Genomic DNA, 20,489 nt, shown 5'->3' with positions numbered 1-20,489 from the left:
GTTTCAGCCGGGCGTGACAGGAAAACAACAATGCTCAATATAACAGCCGCCAGGCGGGCCCAGAAACAGACCCTGGAACTGAATATTGCCCCGCTCATCGACATGGTGTTCATTCTGCTGATTTTTTTCCTGGTGACCACCTCGTTTGTCAGAGAAACCGGGGTGGACATCACCCGGCCCACGGCAACCACGGCCGTGACCACTGCACCCAACACCATTCTCATCGGTGTGACCAGAGAGGGGACAGTGCACCTGGACCGGCGGGAGATCGATGTGCGGGCTGTGCGGGCCAATGTGGAACGGGCCATGGCCGAGAATCCCGAGGCTGCCGTGGTGATTGTGGCGGACAAGGACAGCACCACGGGTCTGGTAATCGACGTCATGGATGCCTGCAAACAGGCCGGGGCTGAAAACGTGGCCATAGCCGCCGGCCTGCCCGGAGGGGAATAGGCCTGTGGCCCGGAATGTATCCATACCGGTCCGGTCCGGATCCGGAAACTGGTTCGGCTGGATACTGGCCGTGGTCCTGGCTGCGGCCCTGAACCTGTTTTTGTTTGCCATAATGCCGGAAATGATCCGGGCAGTGCCGGAAAACCTGGAAAGACACGCGCCGGTCCAGGCCATCCAGGTGGTGCGGGTCAAGCGGCCCGAACCCCCGCCGCAGAAACAGAAGCCCCCGGAACCGGAGCCGCCGAAACCAAAGGAAACGGCGGCCCCCAAAGCGGTGCAGAAAAAGATGCCCAGGCCGCCGGTCCCGAAACCGTCTCTGCCCTTTGCCCTGAACCCGAAGCTGCCCCCTGTGGCCCATTCCCTGGAAATGCCGCCCCTGGAATCCTTTGCCATGGATGCGCCCCAGCTCAAGGACCGGTACCTGGCCCATGAACTGGATACCGGCCTGATCCCTTTGGCCAAGGTGGCGCCCGTGTATCCCCTGCATGCGGCCCGACGGGGCATTGAAGGAAAGGTCCAGGTGCAGTTTCTGGTCACAGCCGAAGGAAGGGTGACAGATATTGAAATTCTGGCGGCTGAGCCGGAAAAAGTGTTTGACAAAAGTGTCATGGACTGTGTGTCCCGGTGGCGGTTCCGGCCCGGCCGGGTCCAGGGCATCCCCGTGGCGGCCCTGGCACAGACCACCATCAAGTTTCAACTGGAGTAGAAATGGTTCAAGACACCTTGCAGGCAGATGGAAATATCCGGGGCCGCCGGCAGGTCTGGGGAAAGCTGCTGCTGGTGCTGCTGGTGGCGCTGATGACGGTTTTCTCAGGGCCGGGGGTGACCCGGGCCGCCGGAGAGAAAAATGACTCCATGCCCCTGGGTGCGGGCATGGCCGTGAACAGTGCCCAGTCCCTGATGGCGGAAGACAAGCCGGATCAGGCCCTGGCCGTGTTGATCCGGTATTCGGAAAAACAGGCGGCACCGGTCCATTTTTATATCGATTTTATGACCGGCATCTGCCACACGGAACTGGGGCAGACCGGGTCGGCGGCAGCGGCATTTCAAAGGGCCGTGGATAAAAAACCGGATCTGTCCCCAGCCTGGTTGAACCTGGCCCGGTGCCGGTATGAACAGGGACAGATGGCCGAGGCTGCCCGGGCCTTTGAAAACGGGTATGAGACCAGTGAAAAAAAGCAGGCCGTTCACCTGTTTTATGCGGCCTCCTGCCTTTTTCAGGCCGGGCAGGCGGATGATGCCCTGTCCGTGTTCAAGCGCCTGATGGCGGCCCATCCCCAGGCGATTTCCCTGGAATGGAAACAGACACTGGTCCATATCCTGTTTGACCTGGAAAAATTCCGGGAGGCCCTGCCGTGGCTGGAGGAATTGGCTGAAAAGACCCAGGGGGAGGGCCGGCGGCAGTGGCAGGAGATGCTGCTGTACCAGTACCTTTCTCTGGAAATGAAACCAAAGGCCCTGGCCTGTGCCCGGCACCTCACCCGCATTCATCCGGAAGATCCCGGCTGGTGGAAGGCCCTGGCCCATGTCCACCTGGCGGACAACCGGTTTGAACAGGCCCTGGCCGCCATGCTGAGTTACTCGTATCTGACCCCTTTGACCCGGGAAGAATCAAGGCTTCTGGCAGACCTGTATCTGTCCTGCCATATTCCGGAGTCTGCAGCCCGGCAGTATGAAATCTGGCTGGCACAGTACGGAGACACCCTGTCGGAAAAACAGCTCCTGGACAAGATCACCACCATCTCCCGGGCCTGGCTCGCGGCAGGAAATCCGGACCAGGCCCTGGCATGGGCCCAGAAAGGACTGGAAAAAGCCTCTGATCCGGATCTTTCAGGCATCAAAGCCTATGTGCTTGCCACCAAAACACCCCTGCCCCTGCAACAATAGCTGATTGACCGATTTGCCGGATGGGGCTGCGGCGTTCCGGCATTATGGGATGTCGGGACCCCAGGAGGGGGTGTGACAAGAACGTTCCTGTTTGATGGCGGAATACACCGTCACAAGGCCGTTGGAAAGGGGCTGGTTTGTCACCCGGACAAATCCGGCGGATGCGATCATCTCCCGGACTTTTTTGGGGGGAGGAAATGTCCGGATGGATTTGGCAAGGTAGACAAACGGGGCTTCTTCCCCCGTGATCAGCCTGCCAAAACCCGGCATGACCCAAAAAGAATACCAGTGGTACAACACCCTGAGCCAGCGGCTTTGGGGGATGGAAAATTCCATGATCACCAGTTTTCCGCCGGGGACCAGGACCCGTTGGATCTCGTGCAGCCCCCGGGAAAGATCCGACAGGTTCCGGATGCCGTATCCCACGATAACCCCGTCAAATGAGTTTTCTGCAAACCCCAGCTGTTCCGCATCTGATCTTACCCACTGGATGGGATTTTCAGGTGTTTTCTCACGGGTTCTGCGTTTTCCCGCGGCCAGCATGGACCGGCTGAGATCACTCACCGCGGTCATCCCCGGGGCCCCGGTGCCGGCTATCCGGCGGGCAAATTCTCCGGCCCCGCCGCACAGATCCAGGATCCGGGATCCTTTGGCCGGGGCCAGATGTTTCAGGACGGCCCTGCGCCAGAAAAAATGAAGACCGAAACTCATGAGGGTGTCTGCCAGGTCATACCTTTGGCCGATGGCATCAAAGTATTGGACCACCACTTTTTTTTTGTCTGAAGCCGGGATCTGTTTTGGGGGGATTTTGGGCGACATTGTCATTTATAAAGGGTTTTCCCAGTTCACGGACTCGGCATACCCCATGCAGGTGGAAAAAATGGAGTAATCAAAATCCGGGCACAAGATGCCTTGTGGTTTCAGGATAGCGACAGCTCTGGCATTGTCGAAAATGCGCTCGTCCTGCATGTACTGCCGGTAGATTTCCGTGTACCGGTTGAACAGGATTTCCAGGTGGTTCTGGGGGCCGGCCGGATAGTTCTGCGTCTCCACAGCCTGAACGCCGGTGATGTGAAAATATTTCCGGATGTAGTCAATGATATCGGAAACCGGTTTGGTTTTGTCATTGGTGATGTGGAATATGCCCCCGTCCACGGCGTTTTCCATGATGGCGTAAAAGGCGCTGGTAAAAAAATCCACGGGGATCAGATTGATGCCCCCGGACGGAGACGCCTCAATCCTGAGGGGCATATGGGCGGTTCCGCCGGCGGTGAATGATATGCCCATTTTTTCTGCGCTTTCCAGATCCTGTTCCCGGTGTTTTTTCAGGTAGAGGTTTTTTAAAAACACCAGTATTTTCACGGGGTAGTACAGGGCATTAAACCTCAGGGTCCTGCCGGTGCGGGAATGGCCGTACACGATGGACGGCCGGAAGATGTTCAGGCGGATGCCTTCACGGTTGCAGCGGTCTGCCGCCGCCATTTCCGCCCGGTGTTTGGTTTCTTCATACACATTGAAAAACGACCGGGTGTCCACCAGTGTTTCCGGGCAGATCCCCTGGTTTTTTCCGGCGGCGTAAGCCGTACTGATAAAGTGAAAAAAACAGCACCGGCTTTTGGCGGCAAAGTCCAGCAGGTGGTGGAGGTTTTCCACATTGGCTTTTTCAATCTGCGGGCGTTTTCGTTCTGAAAAGGAGGTGTCGGATGCGCAGTGAATGATTTCATCGACCCTGGAACCCAGCCTTTGGTAGTCAGCCGGGGACAGGCCGAGGTCGGACCGGTTCAGATCCGCCGGGACAATCTGAACACAAGAGGGGACCCTGTCCCTGCCCAGCCACCGGAACAATGCGTTGATGCGTTCTTCCGGGGCCATGTTGTTCCGGGACCGGGCCGGGACAATGACGGTATGCCCTTTGTCTGCCAGCATGTCCGCCAAGTGGATCCCCAGAAACCCCGTGGCCCCTGTCAGCAGAAAGCAGGTGTTTTTCGACCGTCGTCTGTCCAGTATGTCATGCGCTGCAGTTCTGATCGCTCCTCCTTATTTTTAAAAAAAGGTCGTGCAGACCCTTGGGGTGCCGGTTTCGAGACTGCTTCAGGTATAAAGAAAATTTTCTTTTCTGGCGCACCCTTGTGAAAAAATGTATTTGAGAAAGGTCACTCCTTTATAGGATCTGCTCACTTGGTCCACCATGGTTTCGATCTCGGGCATGGCCAGACGGATTTTTTCAGCGTCTGTGCTGTCGGTGTGATCAATATAATAGTCATATTCCAAAATGCCGCGCTTTCCCAGATCCAGGGGGGTGATAAAGCCTAAGTCATGTTCGATGCCGTATTTTTCGGCAATGTCTGCAAAAGAGGCCATCAGTTCCTGGATGACTGCCACAGGTGCCAGGGGAACATAGATGAGAAAGGCGAACATGTGCCTGTGCCGGGACATCCGGGCGCTGACGATCCTGAACATGGTCAGCCAGACCATGTCGGTCATGTGGGGACGGCGGTAGAGATCCTGGTAGAATCCCCTCAGATCGTCCTCGATAGCAGCGGCCAGGGTTTCGGGAGACGGGGAAAGAACTGCTTCCAGTACGGGCAGCATTTCTTTGCTCAAAACGGTTTCATAGGCCGGCCGGTCACTTTCCAGTCCCTGGACGATGTCTGCCAGGTCGGATCTGACCAGTTGCGGCAGCCCGAGCATGAACATCCTGAAGGTGCGGCTGTCTATGACACAGGGAACCATCTGCCGGATGCTGCTGCGGGCATATTTGTCGCCGATGACCGATACCACGCAGGTCATCTCGAGAATGCCGCTGAACACCTCCCGGGTCTGCTCAGCCAGGGACTGGGTGGGGGACATGAACGTGGACAGGTAATGCCCGCCCAGGATTCCCACTGCCAGACCGATGCGCCGGCGGCTGATGTCTCTGGCAAAGGAAACCGCATCGGCAAAGGTGGTAAACGGCACCAGAAGGCCTTCCTCGTCATCCGTGACCGGATGCATCCGGACCCGGGCCTCAAGGCAGATGCCGGGAGACGGGCGCACGGCTTTTTGAAAACCGAACACATTGGGGGCGGTTTTGTCATTGGCATTGAACACCCGGCCGTGCCGGTCCACAAAGGTCATGTCCACGATATGGTCAGCCCCGACGCCGTAGACGTTGGCCCAGGTGGAAAACAGTCCCGTGCACACGATGTTGCCGCAGACCGTGGCCGCCGGTTCCGCCGTATTTACCCGAAATCCTTTTTCCGATGCTGCTTTCTGGAGTTCAAAAGAGGTCACGCCGGGCTCGATGACCGCCGTCCAGTTGTCCGGATCCAGAAGGATTTTTTTCATCCGGTTCACGTCGATGACGATGCCTGGGGTGAAGACAAAGCCGAACACACTGCCCCCGTTGCCCCGGACCACTGCCGGGATCCCGGCCTTGTCCGCAAATCTCACGATTTCCACCAGTTCTTCGGCACTGCCGGGCAGTACCACATACCCGGGCATCTGGGGGCCGGCCAGGGGAAACGGGTCATCGGCATAGGCCATTAGGTGGGCCGGGTCATTGGTGGCCCATTGTTCTCCCACCATCTGTTTCAATGCCTTGAGTGTGTCGTCTTCCGGAATGAGGACAGGCACCCCTCCTTTTTCCAGAAACGTCTCAAGAAAGGCTTTTAACGCCTGCATGACCTTCATGGGCCGCATGCCGGTCACGAAATGGCACTGCCTGTCGCAGGATCCGCACAGGGTGCATGACGAAATGATATCCGCTGCTGCCTGGGTGACGGGAATCCGGTCTTTGGCCAGGGCGGCACACAGATCCATCCGGCCCTGGGGAAAAAAGGAAACAAACGGGGTTTTTTTTGCCGGCGGGCAGAGCCCGGTATCCAGGTAATCGATTTTGCACATGGCGTAATGCCGGCACTGGGAAGCCGTGCGGCGGATTTCTTCGGGAATATGGTCCAGCGGGTTCATCAAAAGGCCATCCTTATGCTTTCAGGTTTAAATGAAAGAACAGACCAACCCACTAAATTCTTTCATGGTTAATTGTGCCCGGCAGGGCATGGCCGGTATTGGCTCCGTGGTCAGCGGACGGAATCATTCATTCCCGGATTCTGTGATTTTGCAGTTGCCACGCCCAAAAAACATCACTGGCCACCATGCCTGGTTCTGACTATAGCCAAATGATGCTTTCCAGTCAAAACAAACCTTTTTTCCTGGACCACCGCCTGTGTGTATCCCGGGGGTGGACAGCCGCAAAAATAGGCCGGCCCGGCCCCCTTTCGGACCGGACCGGCATTCCCTGTGTTCTTGTTATCATGTCGTCAATATGCCTGGTTTACAGACACCGCATGAACGCCACCAGTGCTTTTTTTTCTTCATCTGTCAGTTTCAGTTCCGTGACCAGATTAAAGAACTCCACAGTGTCTTCCAGGGTCAACAGCCGCCCGTCATGCATATAGGGTGGTGAGCCCTTGATTCCCCGCAGGGTGAAGGATTTGATGGGACCCACCGGGGTGATCCATTTTCCATTGCTTTCCCTGGGCTCATAAAACCGCCCCACCTTCAGGTCATGCATCTTGTCATCCGTATAAAACGGTGCGGGATGGCATGCACTGCACTGGCCTTTTCCAAAGAAAACCTCCTGTCCCAGCATTTCCTGCTTTGTGGCCATATCCGGGTCCAGTTTGCCGAACACGTTCAGCTTGGGTGCCGGGGGAAAGTCAAACAGATTCTGCATCTGGGCCATCATGGCCACCTGGCTGGCCCGGTCCGGCAGATTGACCCCTTTTTTTGCTGCAATGACATGGTCGCCGTCAAAATAGGCTGTGCGCTGTTCAAATTCCGTGAAGTCTTCTACGGACCGAAGGGAACGTTTTGAGCCGTGGATCTGCTGGTTGAACATGCCCCGCAGGCTGACCGTGTCCAGCCGGAACCGGGCCGCCTGGGGCCGGGTGTCCGGATTCAGGTGAAACGCGGCATTGGTGTGGCCGTTGGCATGGCAGTCCAGGCAGGAAACCCCCAGGCTGGGATCTTTGACCTTCCGATCCTCGGTCTGGTTGAACTGCTGCTGGGGAAAAGGCGTGAGCAAAAGCCTTAATCCTTCCATCTGGACGGGTGTGAGAATTCCTTTCATCATGGCATAGTAATTATCGATACTCAGCAATTTTCCCTGGGAAACATCTCCCAGATCCGGCCGGGTGGTCAGGAAGATGGGCGGGGGAAATTCCGGTGTGAAATGGTCCGGGAGATCAAAATCCACGTCGAACCGTTCCAGGGAGCGATCTTCCAGTTTCTGGATTTCATCGATCTGGTTTTCCGGGAATACCTGACCCCCGGTGGGATGTTTGGCATGGGGAAGCGGCAGAAATCCTTCCGGGAACAGGTCCGATTTTTTTATTTCCGCCGGCTTCATGTCAGCCAGCTTGTCCCAGGTCATTTCCTGGGGGAGTTTTACCCGCACCCCTTTCTGGACAGGTTTTCGTTTCCCGGACATCATCACATCCGAGGGACGGTCACTCAGGTCATACCGGCGCTTCAAAAGGTCTTCCTGCCGATCCATAACCTCTGGTTTGTCTTTCATATCCTGCTGCATGATCGTTTTGAAATCTTTTTCAATGACCACGGGCATGTAGGTTTGGGGATCGGGATCCACTTCCGCAGGCACCTGTGCTTGGACCGCGCAGACCAGGCAAGCGGACAGCAGCAACATGCACAGCATGCTGGCGGATGTTGAGACGGGGTTTTTCAGATTTTTTTTCATCTTTGTCCTCCTGAATTATTGGAAAGGGGTTGATGTTCCCGATGCAATCCCGTCAGGTCCGGCCTGGCACGGATTGTATCAAGGGGGTAACACGGCAGAATTTCCTGCACTCTGATCAAAAAGTGTCCTCTTTTACAGGGAGGTCTTCAATAAGGGGAAACATGTATCTGGCCCTGGATTTTCATGCAAAAAATGTTTGCATGCCTGTAAAAATTGTCAATTTTCCCGTCGATTTCAGATAGGTTTATTGCAGCGGGTATGGTATTCTGGGGTGAATGAAAAGAAATGCGAATAAGGAGGGACACCATGATAATCATTGACCAAAGTCATGACATCATCAGTCTGCCGGACAACCTGCTCCAGGTCATTGAAGCGGCTGGCCGTACCTGCTACAAATCCGAAGACAGCATCACGACGGATTCAGCCGCCGGATTTGTGCAGCGCATGCGGGACCGGGGCCACCATGCCATGATCGAGTTCGGGGACATCATCGTCCGGTTTGTCACCAACCGGGGCGTGACCCATGAACTGGTCCGGCACCGGCTGTGTTCCTTTGCCCAGGAATCCACCCGGTATGTGCGGTATGACGGAAAAATGGAGTTCATCCGGCCCTGCTGGTGGGATGCGTGTACACCGGCCCAGCAGACCCTGTGGCAGCAGGCCATGGCAGATGCGGAAAACAGGTACCTGGCCCTGCTGGAGAGCGGCTGGCGACCGGAGCAGGCAAGAGAGGTACTGCCCAATTCATTGAAAACCGAAATCGTGGTCAAAGGCAATATCCGGGAATGGCGCCATATCTTTGCGCTGCGGTGCACCAAAAAAGCCCATCCCCAGATCCGGGCACTCATGATTCCGCTGCTGGCGGCGTTGAAAGAAAAACTGCCCGTGGTGTTTGATGATCTGGTGTTTTAAAAAAAAAGCCCGCCGGAGAGGGGATAATCCGGCGGGCCGATAAAAAGGTCTGATTTCAAAAAAGATGGCGCCGTATTAAGACATGCACCCATCATCCTCTTTGGTCACTTTGGTGTAACATTCATCACGGTCTTTGTCATTATCGGACGTGTTGTCGCAGTCACTCATTTTTTCCACCACTTTTTTCTGGTCTTCCGCGTCACAATAATCTTTTTTCTGTTTGTCTTCGGCCATTATCCATCTCCTTTGTCTGTCAGGTATTGTGTTTGTGCCGGTTTTCTGTTTCAATTAAAATTATAATGTAACGTTCCAGGGAAAAATGTCAACCAGGTTTAAAAAAATTAAACGGCACCGGCGGAGGGCCATGATACTTGAAAACAGGTTTGACCCATGCAGATTTTAAACCCATCCCGATGGTACCTTCATCCCGTATTTATCTTTGCCTGCTCCATTATCGCTCTGGCCACATTTCTGGTACTGACCGTCAGTTTGTATATGGAAATCCGGTCCGCCCTGGAAACGGTGACCGTCCGGTTTCATATCGACCCGGAACTGATTTTTCCCTCCAAGACCGGGATGACCATCCTGGTGCTCAGTCTGTTGATCACCGTGGTCCTGGCCGGGATTCTGCTGGCGTTTATCTATTATCAGAAGACCGTGAATCTGTTCCGGCTCCAGCACAATTTTATTTATAATTTCACCCATGAACTTAAAACTCCGGTCACCTCTTTACGGCTTTACCTGGAAACTTTTGTCCGCCATCCGTTGAAACCCGAAGATATCAAGCGGTACAGCAAAAGTATGCTGGAAGACATCAACCGGCTGACAGACAACATCAACCGGATATTGAACATGGCCCGCATTGAAAGCCAGAATTTTGATTCCGAAGTGACACGGAAAAGCCTGGTGGAAGTGGTGGATACCTTTTGTCAGAAAAATGATTCTTTGTTCAGGCAGTGTGATATCCGGATATTGAATCCAACACAGGGGCGGTTCGAATATCCCGTGAATCTGTTTTTGTTTGAAATGCTGCTCATGAATATTGTGTCCAATGCCATTAAATACAATTTATCGGATCGGCCGCAATTAACCATTGTGTTCAAACCCCATCTTCAGAAGGTGACCATTGATTTTATCGACAACGGCATTGGGGTGGACCGGCATGAGACCAAAAAGATTTTCCGCAAGTTCTATCAATCCGACCGGGAAAACAGGCAGCGCGTATCCGGATCCGGACTGGGATTGTATCTGGTTTCCAGCATTGCCAAGATCCATGGGTGGCGGGTGTCCGTGTTCAGTGAGGGCAAAGGGTGTGGTGCGAAATTCACCATTACCATTCCCAGAAACGCCATTGCCAATGTCAGGGAGAAAAATATATGGAAGCGGCTGAAAAAAAACGTGTTCTGGTCATAGAAGATGAAGCCCGCATCGCTGAGGGGCTTCGACTCAACCTGTCCCTTGCCGGATATGTTGTGGCAGTGGCGCCGGACGGGATTGACGGGCTTGAAAAATGGCGGGCCTGGCATCCGGATCTCATTGTTCTGGATATCATGCTGCCCATGATCGACGGGTTTTCAATCTTAAAAACCATCCGCCAGGAAGATGAAAAAATTCCCGTGCTGATTCTGTCGGCCAGGGGAGATACCACAGACAAGGTCAAAGGCCTGCGCTACGGCGTGGATGATTATCTGGCCAAGCCCTTTGATCTGGAGGAATTCCTGCTGCGGGTGGAGCGTCTGATTCAAAAAAGCGCGTGGTATGAACCCGCAGTGCCGGGAAAAAAACCGGATGTAAGACTGTTTAACGGGAACCATTTCCGGTTCGGGGACAACCATGTGGATTTTGTCACTTTCAAAGCCCGGTGTGTGGCCGGCGAGATCACATTGACGGAACAGGAGATCACCCTGCTCAAAATTTTTATTGAAAACAGAGGAAAGCCTTTGTCCCGGGAAGAATTGCTGAATGCCGGATGGGGGTATTCCCGGGATACGTCCACCCGCACGGTGGATAATTTCATGGTCCGGTTCAGGAAATATTTTGAAAAAGACCCGAAAAACCCCCGATTTTTCAAAAGCCGCCGATCCGTGGGTTATCTCTTTGATCCCGCCTGATTGTTATGAATCCATTTTGAACCCGATGATGATCCGAGGCCCTGAAAAGGGCTGATATTGCTGAAATCCTCTGGCTGGCATCCGCCGTAATGCCTAAAACAAAGTAATGATCCTGCGGCATGATATCACCTCCTGGGACAAATATGTCTTGAATGATTGGATACGTTGTTTTTAACGATACAAACAGGTCATTACTTTGTCAATAATATAATTATTAATAATGATTGTTTTTATTACTAATTATATTTTTTTGAAAAAAATAATAGCCAGGTATTGACATGGATTTTTTGATCACTAAATTTTGCTCAAAGAATCAGGAAGGTGAAAGCAGCGGCAGGTCTAACGCATTCAGTACATACAGACAGGTTTCATGACAGTGCCGTATACAGTACAGTCAAATACCGGCTTTCACAAACAACAAACAAAAAAATGGAATAAAGGAGGATGTGTCATGTTTACAAGATTCAGCGATATCGACAGATTGTTCGGAACCATGGATCTGCTCCGGCAGCGGCTGGACAATTTATACACCGACTATGGCCGTCCCTATGGGACCCGATGGCTGATGGATGAAGGGTTTCTCCGGGCCAATCTGTACCAGACCGGCGATGGCTTTGAAATGCGGCTGGAAGTTCCCGGCATGGAAAAGGAATCTCTGGGTATCAAGATTCAGGGAAATTATCTGGAAATTTCCGGTTCCCGGGATCAAAAACTGCCCGATGGATACAAAGTGCACAAGACGGAAAGAGGAAACGGCACTTTTTCCCGCAGCTTTACCCTGCCCGATGATGTGGACGGCAACCGGGTGGAAGCCACCTTGAAAAACGGCGTGCTTTATCTGACCCTGCCCAAGTCCGAGGCGGCAAAACCCAGGCAGATCACTATCAACTGATGTAAAAACGATTCATTGCCCATGGAACTTAAGACCATCGTATATAATATGGAGGCACATCATGGATAAAAAGACTGAAATCGCAAAAAGAGACGATCAGAATATCGAAAAAACAAGGGAATTGTACGAAGTCGCTCCGGCTGTGGATATCTATGAAAATGAAGATGAAATCCTTTTGTATGCAGACATGCCCGGTGTGGCAAAAGATGAACTTTCCGTGAACATAGACAACGGCCGGCTTTCCCTGTCCGGGGTGAGAAAACTGGAAACCAGCGGGGCCGCTTCCTGGGAAGAGTTCGGCAATGTGGAGTTTGTGCGCAATTTCTCCGTGCCCCAGACCATTGATGTGGAAAAGGTGGAAGCAGAATTGAAAAACGGGGTCCTCACCCTTCACATGCCCAAATCCGAGGAAGCCAAACCCCGGCAGATTGAGATCAAGACCGCATAAGGTGTATTTGTCAAAACAAACCCCGGAGAATCCTTTTTTGACATACCCTTGAACCGGACCGGGAAGCCTTCTCCGGGTGGCTTCCCGGTTTATTTTTTTCTGCCATAAACCAGGCTCAGCACATACTGATCATCCGGAAAGCATGACCAGGAATGAATGGCCTGTTTTTGGCCGCAATGATAGATCTGATTGTGGATGACGGCCACATGGTGCAGGCTTTCATTGAACCCGAGCCCCAGAAATTTCAAAAATGCTTCCTTGATGGTCCAGTGGGTAAAAACAGTGGGTGCATCCGGTGCCATATGCGCTATCTCATCGGTTGTGAATGCAGTTCTCATGAATCCGTCATCCGGCATATTCCCGATTTTTTCAATATCAACCCCCAGGGCCATGCCTGGGTCTGACGTGATGGCGGCGGCCGTGTAATTCCCGCTGTGGGATAAAGAAATGGGGATTTTTGGAAATTGCACCAGATAGGGGGCCCCTTTTTCCCGGTAGTCAATCCGGATTTCATCCAGAGGCATATCCGGCTCCAGGATGTCTCTGGCAAGAATTTTCATGGCAAACCGCCCGCAGATCCACTCCATCTGCTTTTTCAACGCCTTGAACCGGTTGACACGCATCCGTTCATCATCTGACAGAAACGCTGTCTTGAACATTGCGTGGTCAAATTCCCGGTGCTTCATGGACGGTCCTTCCGGCGGCATTCCCGGAGAAAATACCCGGTTTTGAATATCTGACAGGGTCAGGATCTGTAAAATGATCGGCTGTTTTTGATGACCCGGAAGGTCGATGATTTGGCGGTACGCCATGTCTGGGCGGTTGTTCATAAGAAATCATTGCCTAAAAGACCGGAAATGTCAATTCAGCCGCCGGTTTTTTTTAAGGAAAAAAAGGGAGAAGATCTGCCGGGAGCGGCTTTTAAACCGCTCCCGGGAAAATCCAGGCCGAAACCGATGCGCCGGCCTGGAGCCGTGACTATTTCAGCAAAGCCTTGTGACTGGTGATCAGGTTGCCCACCACATCGGAATCCGCCAGCGTGGAGATGTCTCCGAGCTGGTCATATTCATTGGTGGCGATTTTACGCAGGATCCGGCGCATGATCTTGCCGGACCGGGTTTTGGGAAGCCCGGGTGCAAAGTTGATGATGTCCGGGGTGGCGATGGGGCCGATCTCTTCCCTGACATGGGCTTTCAGCTCCTTGAGCAGCTCCGGCGACGGTGTGGCACTGACATTCAGGGTGACAAAGGCGTAGATGCCCTGGCCCTTGATGTCGTGGGGATATCCGATGACGGCGGCTTCCGCCACCTGGGGGTGGCTTACCAGGGCGGATTCCACTTCAGCCGTGCCCATGCGGTGGCCGGACACATTGATGACATCATCCACCCGTCCGGTGATCCAGAAATATCCGTCTTCATCTCTCCGGCATCCGTCTCCGGCAAAATAATAGCCGTCAAACATTTGAAAATACACTTTGCCGAACCGGTCGTGATCGTTATACACGGTGCGCATCTGGCCCGGCCAGGGCTCCTTGATGGCCAGTATGCCGTCACAGGCCCCTGCCAATTCCTCTCCCTGTTCGTTGAGAAGGACGGGTTGAATCCCGAAAAACGGCAGGGTGGCGGACCCGGGCTTCTGGTCGATGGCATAGGGCAGAGGCGAGATCATGATGCCGCCGGTTTCGGTCTGCCACCAGGTATCCACAATGGGGCAGCGTCCTTTGCCCACATGGGTGTGATACCAGCGCCAGGCTTCCGGGTTGATGGGTTCTCCCACGGATCCCAGCAGGCGCAGGGAAGACAGATCATATTTTTCCACCCATTTTTCTCCCTGGGCCATCAAAGCCCTTATGGCCGTGGGCGCGGTGTAGAACTGGTTCACTTTCCATTTGTCCACCGTGGCCCAGAACCGGCCCGGGTCCGGATAGGTGGGCACGCCTTCGAACATCACAGAGGTGGCGCCCTGGGACAACGGCCCATAAACGATGTAGGAATGGCCCGTGACCCAGCCGATATCTGCCGTGCACCAGTAAATATCCCCGTCATGATAGTCAAAAACATACTTGAACGTGGTGCCGGCGTATACCATGTATCCGCCCACATTGTGCTGGACCCCCTTGGGTTTGCCCGTGGAGCCCGAGGTATAAAGAATGAACAGCGGGTCTTCCGCATCCATCCATTCCACGGGACATTCAGGGGACTGGGCATCGGCGGCTTCATGCCACCACACATCCCGGTCGGCTTTCATGGGGATGTCGGAGCCGGTGCGTTTGACCACAAAACAGGTCTGCACCTGGTGGCCCCGTTCTTCGCACAGGGTCAGAGCCCGGTCGGCCGCCGTTTTCAAGGGTACTGCCTTGGCGCCCCGCATCACCCCGTCCGTGGTCACCAATACTTTGCACAGACTGTCCTCGATCCGGTCGGCCAGGGCTTCGGCGGAAAACCCGCCGAACACGATGGAATGAATGGCCCCGATCCGGGCACAGGCCAGCATGGTGGCGGCCAGTTCCGGGATCATGGGCATGTAAATGGCCACCCGGTCCCCTTTGACCACGCCTTTTTCTTTGAGGGCATTGGCGAACCGGCATACTTTTTCATGGAGCTGGCCATAGGTGATGGTCAGGTCTTCTCCCTCACTGTTGCCTTCCCAGATCAACGCGGTCTGATCTTTTCTTTCCGGCAGGTGCCGGTCCAGGCAGTTGTAACAGATATTGGTTTTGCCGTTGATGAACCATTGAATGGAGATCGGGCCTTTGGACAGATGATAGTTGTATTCCCGGACTTTGTCCCATTTTTTGTCCCAGTAAAAATTGTCCGCCATACGGGCCCAGAAGGTGTCCGGATCTTCAACGGACTCCTGGTACAGGGTCTGATATTCATCCATGTTTTTGATCCAGGCGTTGTTTCGAAATTCGTCAGGGGCGTGAAACAGGGTTTCCGTCATGAGAGTCTCCTTTTCAGATGAAGGTCAAGAAAAATAGTTCTGCATTATATTCAATTTTGAAATTCAGCCAGGCTGAAGGGCATCAGCCTTGACGGATACTGGGAATCAGTTTTTTCCGGGAACGGGCACCGGAATACCCATGGCCGGGGGTTGGGTTTCGGTCTCAGGCGCCCGGGTCATCAAGGCCAGCACGGCGCCGGTCATCAGCAGGGCGGCTGCCAGGATATAAGCCATCTTCGCCGTGCCAGTATAGGCCACGATCATCTGGGATACCCGGGGGAAGATAAACCCGCCCACGCCCCAGGCGGAAAACACCAGACCATAGTTGACCCCGAAGTTTTTCAGCCCGAAAAAATCCTTGGTCACGGACGGAAACAAAGACAGGTTGGTACCGTAGTTGAACCCGATAAACGTGGCCGCCATCACCAGCAAAATCACTTGACCCGGTGCAATGAACATCAGGGAAAAAATGATGACCGCCTGAAAGCTGAGCATGATGAACAGGGTATTGGCCCGGCCGATTCGGTCGGATACGATGCCGGCGATGATCCGGCCCGAGGCATTGCCCACGGCCATGAGCGCCACCACGATCCAGGCCATGGATCCCATACCGGACTTGGCCATGCCGGCCACGCTGCCGATGATCATCAGCCCGGCCCCGGAGCCCACGCAGAACATGAGCCACAGCTTGTAAAACGTGCCGGTTTTCATCATCTCGGACGGGGAAAAATCAATGCCTGCGGGTGCAGCCGCTCGTGTGGCCGTGGCCCGGGCATCCGGATGCACATATCCGGCCGGGGGATTGATCAGAAACTGGGCCAGCACACACACCACCACCAGAAACGCCACCCCGAAAATCAGCATGGACTGGCTCAGACCGAACCGGTTGATCAGCCAGGTGCCCAGAGGGGCGATATACACGGATGCCAGGCCGAATCCCGCCACCACCATGCCGGCGATCATACCTGTTTTGGCCGGAGGAAACCATTTGATGGCCGGGGGGGTGGCAGAGGCATACCCGAATCCAAGGCCTGCGCCTGTAAGAATGCCGAACCCCAGTATCCAGACGATCCAGGAAGTGGAGAATGCAATGAGAATCAGGCCCGAACCCGTGAGGACCCCGCCCAGGATGGCTGTCATTTTCGGGCCGGTTTTGTCCTGGACCCGGCCGGCCAGGATCATGGCAAAAGCAAACACCAGACAGCACACGGCATAGGGATCGTTCAACGCGGCCAGGTTCCAGTCGAACCGGCCGTCCCCGGCCACAATGGATTCTTTGATGGATTCCTTGAAAATACTCCAGGTGTATAGAATGCCTAAAGCCAGGTTGATGCCCAGCCCGGCGAATGTGACACGCCATCCAATGTTTTTGACCTGATCCATGTTGTTCTCCTTTTTATGCAGATGTTGGGGAACCTGCTTCAATTTTTGCCGGCAAGCGGTTCATTTTTTGTCAAAAGATAGAATTGCAATCCATGTGCCAGGGAAAACTATTTATATAATTAATTGATTTCATTATAAATTCTAAGATATTTGCTGGGTCGGCAGGGTGGGGTATTTTACAATTAAAGTTGTGAAAATTTTAAAAAATCGTGGAAAAAAGGGATAAAACCAACGCATGGGGCCGGTGCTACAACAAAAATTGTGACTACAACCCAGGTTGTAGCTTTATTTTCGGATTTTCTGGAGGCGTTTGCTTAAAGCCTGCTGGGAAATACCCAGGATTCTGGCAGCGGCGGACTGGTTCCCGCCGGCCTGTTCCATGGCTTTTTCCACCAGAATATTGGAAGCTTCTTTAAGCGTTGGAAGTCCCTTGTCTGTTTCCAGACCGGGCGACGGGGTGTCCAAAGGCGATTGCTGGACGGCGGCATCCAGTCCTTTGAACAGATCCGCAGTAATCGGGCCTTTTTCATACCGGGATATGGCATCATGAACCATGGATTTCAGTTCCCGGATATTGCCTTTAAATGGATAGGTTTCCATCTGTTCGATCAGAGTTTTGGGAATGTCCGGGATGGGCTTGTCCAGTTCCGATGCGGCCTGGCACACGAACCGGTCCAGCAGCAGGGGCAGATCCAAAAGCCGTTCCCGTAGCGGCGGCAGGGTCAGGGTGTGGGTGGACAACCGGTAGATCAGGTCCCGGCGGAATTTTCCCTGTGTTTCCAGGGCCCAAAGATCCTGGTTGGTGGAGGCGATGATCCGGGCATCGGAATGCCGGGTTTTGTCCGATCCCAGGGCCAGGTAATCTCCTTCCTGGAGCAGGCGCAGCAGCTTGACCTGGGAGGTCAGGGCCAAATCCCCGATTTCATCCAGCAGCAGGGTGCCGCCGGCCGCCTGTTCGATCAACCCGGGCCTCGCCTTGTCCGCCCCGGTAAACGCACCCGTTACATGTCCGAACAAGGTGTCGGAAAACACATTGTCATCTAAGCCGGCCACATTCACCACCACCAGTTTGCCTTTACGCCCGCTCAAAGTGTGGATGCACTGGCCGATGAGTTCCTTGCCCACCCCGGTTTCGCCGCAGATAAGCACGGGCTGGAGTGACGGGGCAATGGCTTCCACATAATGGAAAATGGAGTGCATTTTTTTATCCTGGGTGATGATCTGGCGGAACGCAGCCGGATTTTTGATCTGGGCGAACAGGTCCTGATGCAGGGGTTTTTTGACGATGCTTCCGGATTCCTCCAGGGCCAGGGCCTGTTTCACCGCAGCCACCAACCGGTCTTCCTCCACGGGTTTGATCACATAATCCATGGCGCCGATTTTCATGCATTTCACGGCCGTGTCCACCTCAATGGTGCCCGTGAGCACGATCACGGGAATCTTCGGCCAGGTTTTGCGGATGATCTTGAGCAGCCGGCCCCCGTTGATATGCGGCATATTCAGATCCAGCAGGATCAGTCCCGGGATCTCCCGCTCCATGTGCCGGATCACGTCTCTGGCATCATTGATGGTGACAATGTTGGCAAATCCGGCCATACGCAGGGTCGTATCCACGGCCATCAGAATTTCCGGCTCATCATCCACCACCAGGATCGGTTTATCCATTGTCAGGGGTTCCATGTTTTTTTATATAATTTATTTTTTCGCGCAGGGCAAGACGATCCTGGCGGTAAATCCCCGGCCGGGCTCGGAAACCAGTTCCAGCACCCCCTGCATGTCGGACACGATTTTTTCGGAAATAAACAGGCCTAAGCCCGTGCCCCCTTCATCCCTGCGGGTGGTGTAAAAGGGATCCATGATTTTTTCCAGCATGGCCCCAGCTACCCCGGGACCCGTGTCAGTGACTTCAATGGTGACGATATTTTTATGCTGATTGGCCGATGTCATGACCGTGATGGCCTGGTCCTTGTTTTCCAGGGCCTGGCCGGCATTTGTCAGCAGGTTGATCACCACCTGCAGCAGTTTCTGAAAATCTCCGGATACTTTTGGCAGGTGTGTGCCGTAATGTGCCGACACATGGGGGGTGATTTTTTTCAGGGTGTTGTGGGTCAGGGCCAGGGCTTTTTCCACCACCTGGTTGACATCGATTGCCGGGTCGGGAAACGGGGTGCGGGTGTCTGCGGGCCGGGAAAAATCCTTGAGATCGGAAATCAGGGTTTTGATGCGGGTGGATGCCTCCAGGATGGCGGCCAGCATCCGCTGGATCCGGGTGCGCAGGTCCGGGTAAGTCATGTGGCAGACACGGACGTCCGGATGCCTGGCAAAATGGTCGTCTAAAACCGGCAGAAAAGATTCAAACGCTTTTTTCAGATTCGGCGCGTTGAGCATTAACATGGTGGCCGGGTTGTTCACTTCATGGGCCACTCCGGCCACCAGAATACCTAAAGAAGCCATTTTGTCCGCCTGGACCAGCTGTTTTTCCTGCAATTCGGACCGGGCCATGGCCGCCAGCCTTTCTTTTCTGGAAGCGGCCGCGGCCCACACAATATAGCCGGACAGCACCAGCACCACGCCCACAATGCCGGCACAGGCCAGGGTGATTTTTCTCGTGACAGCCGAAATTTCCGCTTTGACATCCGCCACATAGATGCCCGTGCCGACAATCCATCCCCAGGGTTCAAACGCCATGACATGGGAAATTTTGGGCACGATGTGGGTGGGGTCTTCCTTCCACTGCCACAGGTAATCCACAAATCCGGATCCGGACGTTTGTGTGATCGCCACCATATCGGCAAACAAAGGATTGCCGGCCGGATCCGTGAATGCGGCCACATTTTGGCCCTCAAGGTCCGGGCGGTAGGGGTGCATGATCATGGTTGGAGTCGTGTCATTGATCCAGAAATAATCCTTGCCGTCATCCCCGAACCGCAGCTGTGCCAGCAAAGCCACGGCTGCCTGCTGGGCCTGGGAGGCGGACAGATTTCCCGCCGTTTCCCGGCCGTGATAATAATCAAGCACGGACCAGGCGGTTTCCGTCAGGTGCCGGGTGGTTTCTCTTTTTCCGTCCATCATGAACGATTCCATTTGGGGAAGGATGAACAGAAAAATGGTCAGGATAAACAAAATTAGGGTCAGGGCCACCGGAATGACGATCCGGACCGGCAACGCCTGGAGGAGATGGGGTCGGGTATAGTGATCGGTTGCCATGGCATATCCTTGTGTCTGACAGTTATGGATTGATTCATGAATGAAAACCGCGGTGGTGTCAAGGAAAGATTGCCGGCCCCGGGCGGCTACATTTGGCAATCCCAGTGGATGATCACAGCGGGGGGCCGTGTTTGAATCTTGACAAATACCCTACCAGGGTATAGTATTAGATCATACAGAATCACATCAAGGAGCTGCCATGCATCCCGAGTACAATGATCAGCTGCCCGGTCTCAACCGCATTGAGGGACAGATCAAGGGCATCAAAAAAATGATTGAAAACCGCCGCTACTGTGTGGATATTCTGACCCAGCTCAAGGCGGTCAAGGCGGCGTTGCACAAGGTGGAACAGAATGTGTTGAAAACCCATATGCAGCATTGCCTGATGCATGCGGTGACCTCAAAGGATCAGGCAGATATTCAGGAAAAGATCGATGAACTGATGCAACTTTTGAGCAAACGGATATGACCCGGCTGCACGCAGCATTGAGCCAAAAGGGTTGCGGCACCCGTAGA

19 protein-coding genes are annotated in these 20,489 nt (G+C 54.1%); 9 read left to right on the top strand and 10 right to left on the bottom strand.

Annotated features, from left to right (window positions below; genetic code table 11):
• Nucleotides 1-30 precede the first annotated feature (30 nt).
• Genes DPO_RS02245 through DPO_RS02235 form a run of 3 tightly spaced genes read left to right on the top strand, consistent with a single transcriptional unit; the run spans nt 31 to nt 2,337 of the window.
• Complete coding sequence (locus DPO_RS02245) at nt 31-450, top strand: ExbD/TolR family protein (protein WP_006964002.1); 420 nt, start codon at nt 31-33, stop codon at nt 448-450.
• A 4-nt stretch (nt 451-454) separates the two neighbouring features.
• Nucleotides 455-1,156 (top strand): energy transducer TonB, encoded by a 702-nt coding sequence (locus DPO_RS02240; RefSeq protein WP_006964001.1) that lies wholly within the window; start codon nt 455-457, stop codon nt 1,154-1,156.
• Nucleotides 1,157-1,158: 2 nt separating this feature from the next.
• Nucleotides 1,159-2,337, top strand: coding sequence for a tetratricopeptide repeat protein (locus DPO_RS02235; protein WP_006964000.1), 1,179 nt, complete (start codon nt 1,159-1,161; stop codon nt 2,335-2,337).
• Between the two features lie 42 nt (nt 2,338-2,379).
• On the opposite strand, the gene DPO_RS02230 is transcribed toward DPO_RS02235, so the two are convergent.
• The 4 genes from DPO_RS02230 to DPO_RS02215 form a co-directional block, all read right to left on the bottom strand.
• On the bottom strand, nt 2,380-3,162 hold the full coding sequence (locus tag DPO_RS02230) for a ubiquinone/menaquinone biosynthesis methyltransferase (RefSeq protein WP_006963998.1): 783 nt from the start codon (nt 3,160-3,162) through the stop codon (nt 2,380-2,382).
• Nucleotides 3,163-4,305 (bottom strand): SDR family oxidoreductase, encoded by a 1,143-nt coding sequence (locus tag DPO_RS02225; RefSeq protein WP_268870622.1) that lies wholly within the window; start codon nt 4,303-4,305, stop codon nt 3,163-3,165. It abuts the gene before it with no gap.
• Nucleotides 4,306-4,428: 123 nt separating this feature from the next.
• A complete protein-coding gene (locus DPO_RS02220; RefSeq protein ID WP_006963994.1) occupies nt 4,429-6,288 on the bottom strand; it encodes an FAD-binding protein in 1,860 nt (619 codons plus the stop codon).
• Between the two features lie 364 nt (nt 6,289-6,652).
• Entirely contained in the window at nt 6,653-8,077 is a 1,425-nt protein-coding gene (locus DPO_RS02215; RefSeq protein WP_006963993.1) for a hypothetical protein, read from the bottom strand.
• Between the two features lie 306 nt (nt 8,078-8,383).
• Between DPO_RS02215 and thyX the strand changes: the two genes are divergently transcribed.
• The gene (thyX, locus tag DPO_RS02210; protein ID WP_006963991.1) at nt 8,384-8,989 is read left to right on the top strand and encodes an FAD-dependent thymidylate synthase; all 606 of its coding nucleotides are present in this window, start codon (nt 8,384-8,386) and stop codon (nt 8,987-8,989) included.
• A 75-nt stretch (nt 8,990-9,064) separates the two neighbouring features.
• Here the strand turns inward: thyX and DPO_RS25465 are convergent, their stop codons facing one another.
• Nucleotides 9,065-9,223, bottom strand: a complete 159-nt coding sequence (locus tag DPO_RS25465; protein ID WP_006963989.1) for a hypothetical protein — start codon at nt 9,221-9,223, stop codon at nt 9,065-9,067.
• Between the two features lie 156 nt (nt 9,224-9,379).
• Here DPO_RS25465 and DPO_RS02205 point away from each other — a divergent pair, with 156 nt between their 5' ends.
• From DPO_RS02205 to DPO_RS02190, 4 genes are all read left to right on the top strand, one after another.
• Complete coding sequence (locus DPO_RS02205; RefSeq protein WP_006963988.1) at nt 9,380-10,402, top strand: sensor histidine kinase; 1,023 nt, start codon at nt 9,380-9,382, stop codon at nt 10,400-10,402.
• A complete protein-coding gene (locus tag DPO_RS02200; RefSeq protein WP_006963986.1) occupies nt 10,366-11,100 on the top strand; it encodes a response regulator transcription factor in 735 nt (244 codons plus the stop codon). Before DPO_RS02205 ends, DPO_RS02200 begins: the two co-directional genes overlap by 37 nt.
• Nucleotides 11,101-11,551: 451 nt before the next feature.
• The gene (locus DPO_RS02195; RefSeq protein ID WP_006963984.1) at nt 11,552-11,992 is read left to right on the top strand and encodes an Hsp20/alpha crystallin family protein; all 441 of its coding nucleotides are present in this window, start codon (nt 11,552-11,554) and stop codon (nt 11,990-11,992) included.
• A 61-nt stretch (nt 11,993-12,053) separates the two neighbouring features.
• A complete protein-coding gene (locus DPO_RS02190; protein WP_006963982.1) occupies nt 12,054-12,440 on the top strand; it encodes an Hsp20/alpha crystallin family protein in 387 nt (128 codons plus the stop codon).
• Between the two features lie 89 nt (nt 12,441-12,529).
• On the opposite strand, the gene DPO_RS02185 is transcribed toward DPO_RS02190, so the two are convergent.
• The 5 genes from DPO_RS02185 to DPO_RS02165 all read right to left on the bottom strand — a co-directional run bounded on the left by DPO_RS02185 (nt 12,530) and on the right by DPO_RS02165 (nt 19,973).
• Nucleotides 12,530-13,270: a 4'-phosphopantetheinyl transferase family protein gene (locus tag DPO_RS02185; protein WP_006963980.1), complete on the bottom strand. Its 741-nt coding sequence runs from the start codon at nt 13,268-13,270 to the stop codon at nt 12,530-12,532.
• Nucleotides 13,271-13,418: 148 nt separating this feature from the next.
• Nucleotides 13,419-15,383: an acetate--CoA ligase gene (acs, locus tag DPO_RS02180; RefSeq protein WP_006963977.1), complete on the bottom strand. Its 1,965-nt coding sequence runs from the start codon at nt 15,381-15,383 to the stop codon at nt 13,419-13,421.
• Between the two features lie 105 nt (nt 15,384-15,488).
• Entirely contained in the window at nt 15,489-16,766 is a 1,278-nt protein-coding gene (locus tag DPO_RS02175) for an L-lactate MFS transporter (RefSeq protein WP_006963975.1), read from the bottom strand.
• A gap of 285 nt (nt 16,767-17,051) precedes the next feature.
• Nucleotides 17,052-18,431, bottom strand: coding sequence for a sigma-54-dependent transcriptional regulator (locus tag DPO_RS02170; RefSeq protein WP_006963974.1), 1,380 nt, complete (start codon nt 18,429-18,431; stop codon nt 17,052-17,054).
• Nucleotides 18,432-18,461: 30 nt separating this feature from the next.
• On the bottom strand, nt 18,462-19,973 hold the full coding sequence (locus tag DPO_RS02165) for a cache domain-containing protein (protein ID WP_006963973.1): 1,512 nt from the start codon (nt 19,971-19,973) through the stop codon (nt 18,462-18,464).
• Nucleotides 19,974-20,172: 199 nt separating this feature from the next.
• On the opposite strand from DPO_RS02165, the gene DPO_RS02160 reads away from it, so the two are divergent.
• Nucleotides 20,173-20,442, top strand: a complete 270-nt coding sequence (locus tag DPO_RS02160; RefSeq protein WP_006963972.1) for a metal-sensitive transcriptional regulator — start codon at nt 20,173-20,175, stop codon at nt 20,440-20,442.
• Nucleotides 20,443-20,489: the final 47 nt, after the last annotated feature.

The organism is Desulfotignum phosphitoxidans DSM 13687 (genome assembly GCF_000350545.1).
Taxonomy (GTDB): Bacteria; Desulfobacterota; Desulfobacteria; order Desulfobacterales; family Desulfobacteraceae; genus Desulfotignum; species Desulfotignum phosphitoxidans.
The sequence above is the reverse complement of the archived record's forward strand: the minus strand, read 5'-3'. Positions and strand labels throughout refer to the sequence as shown.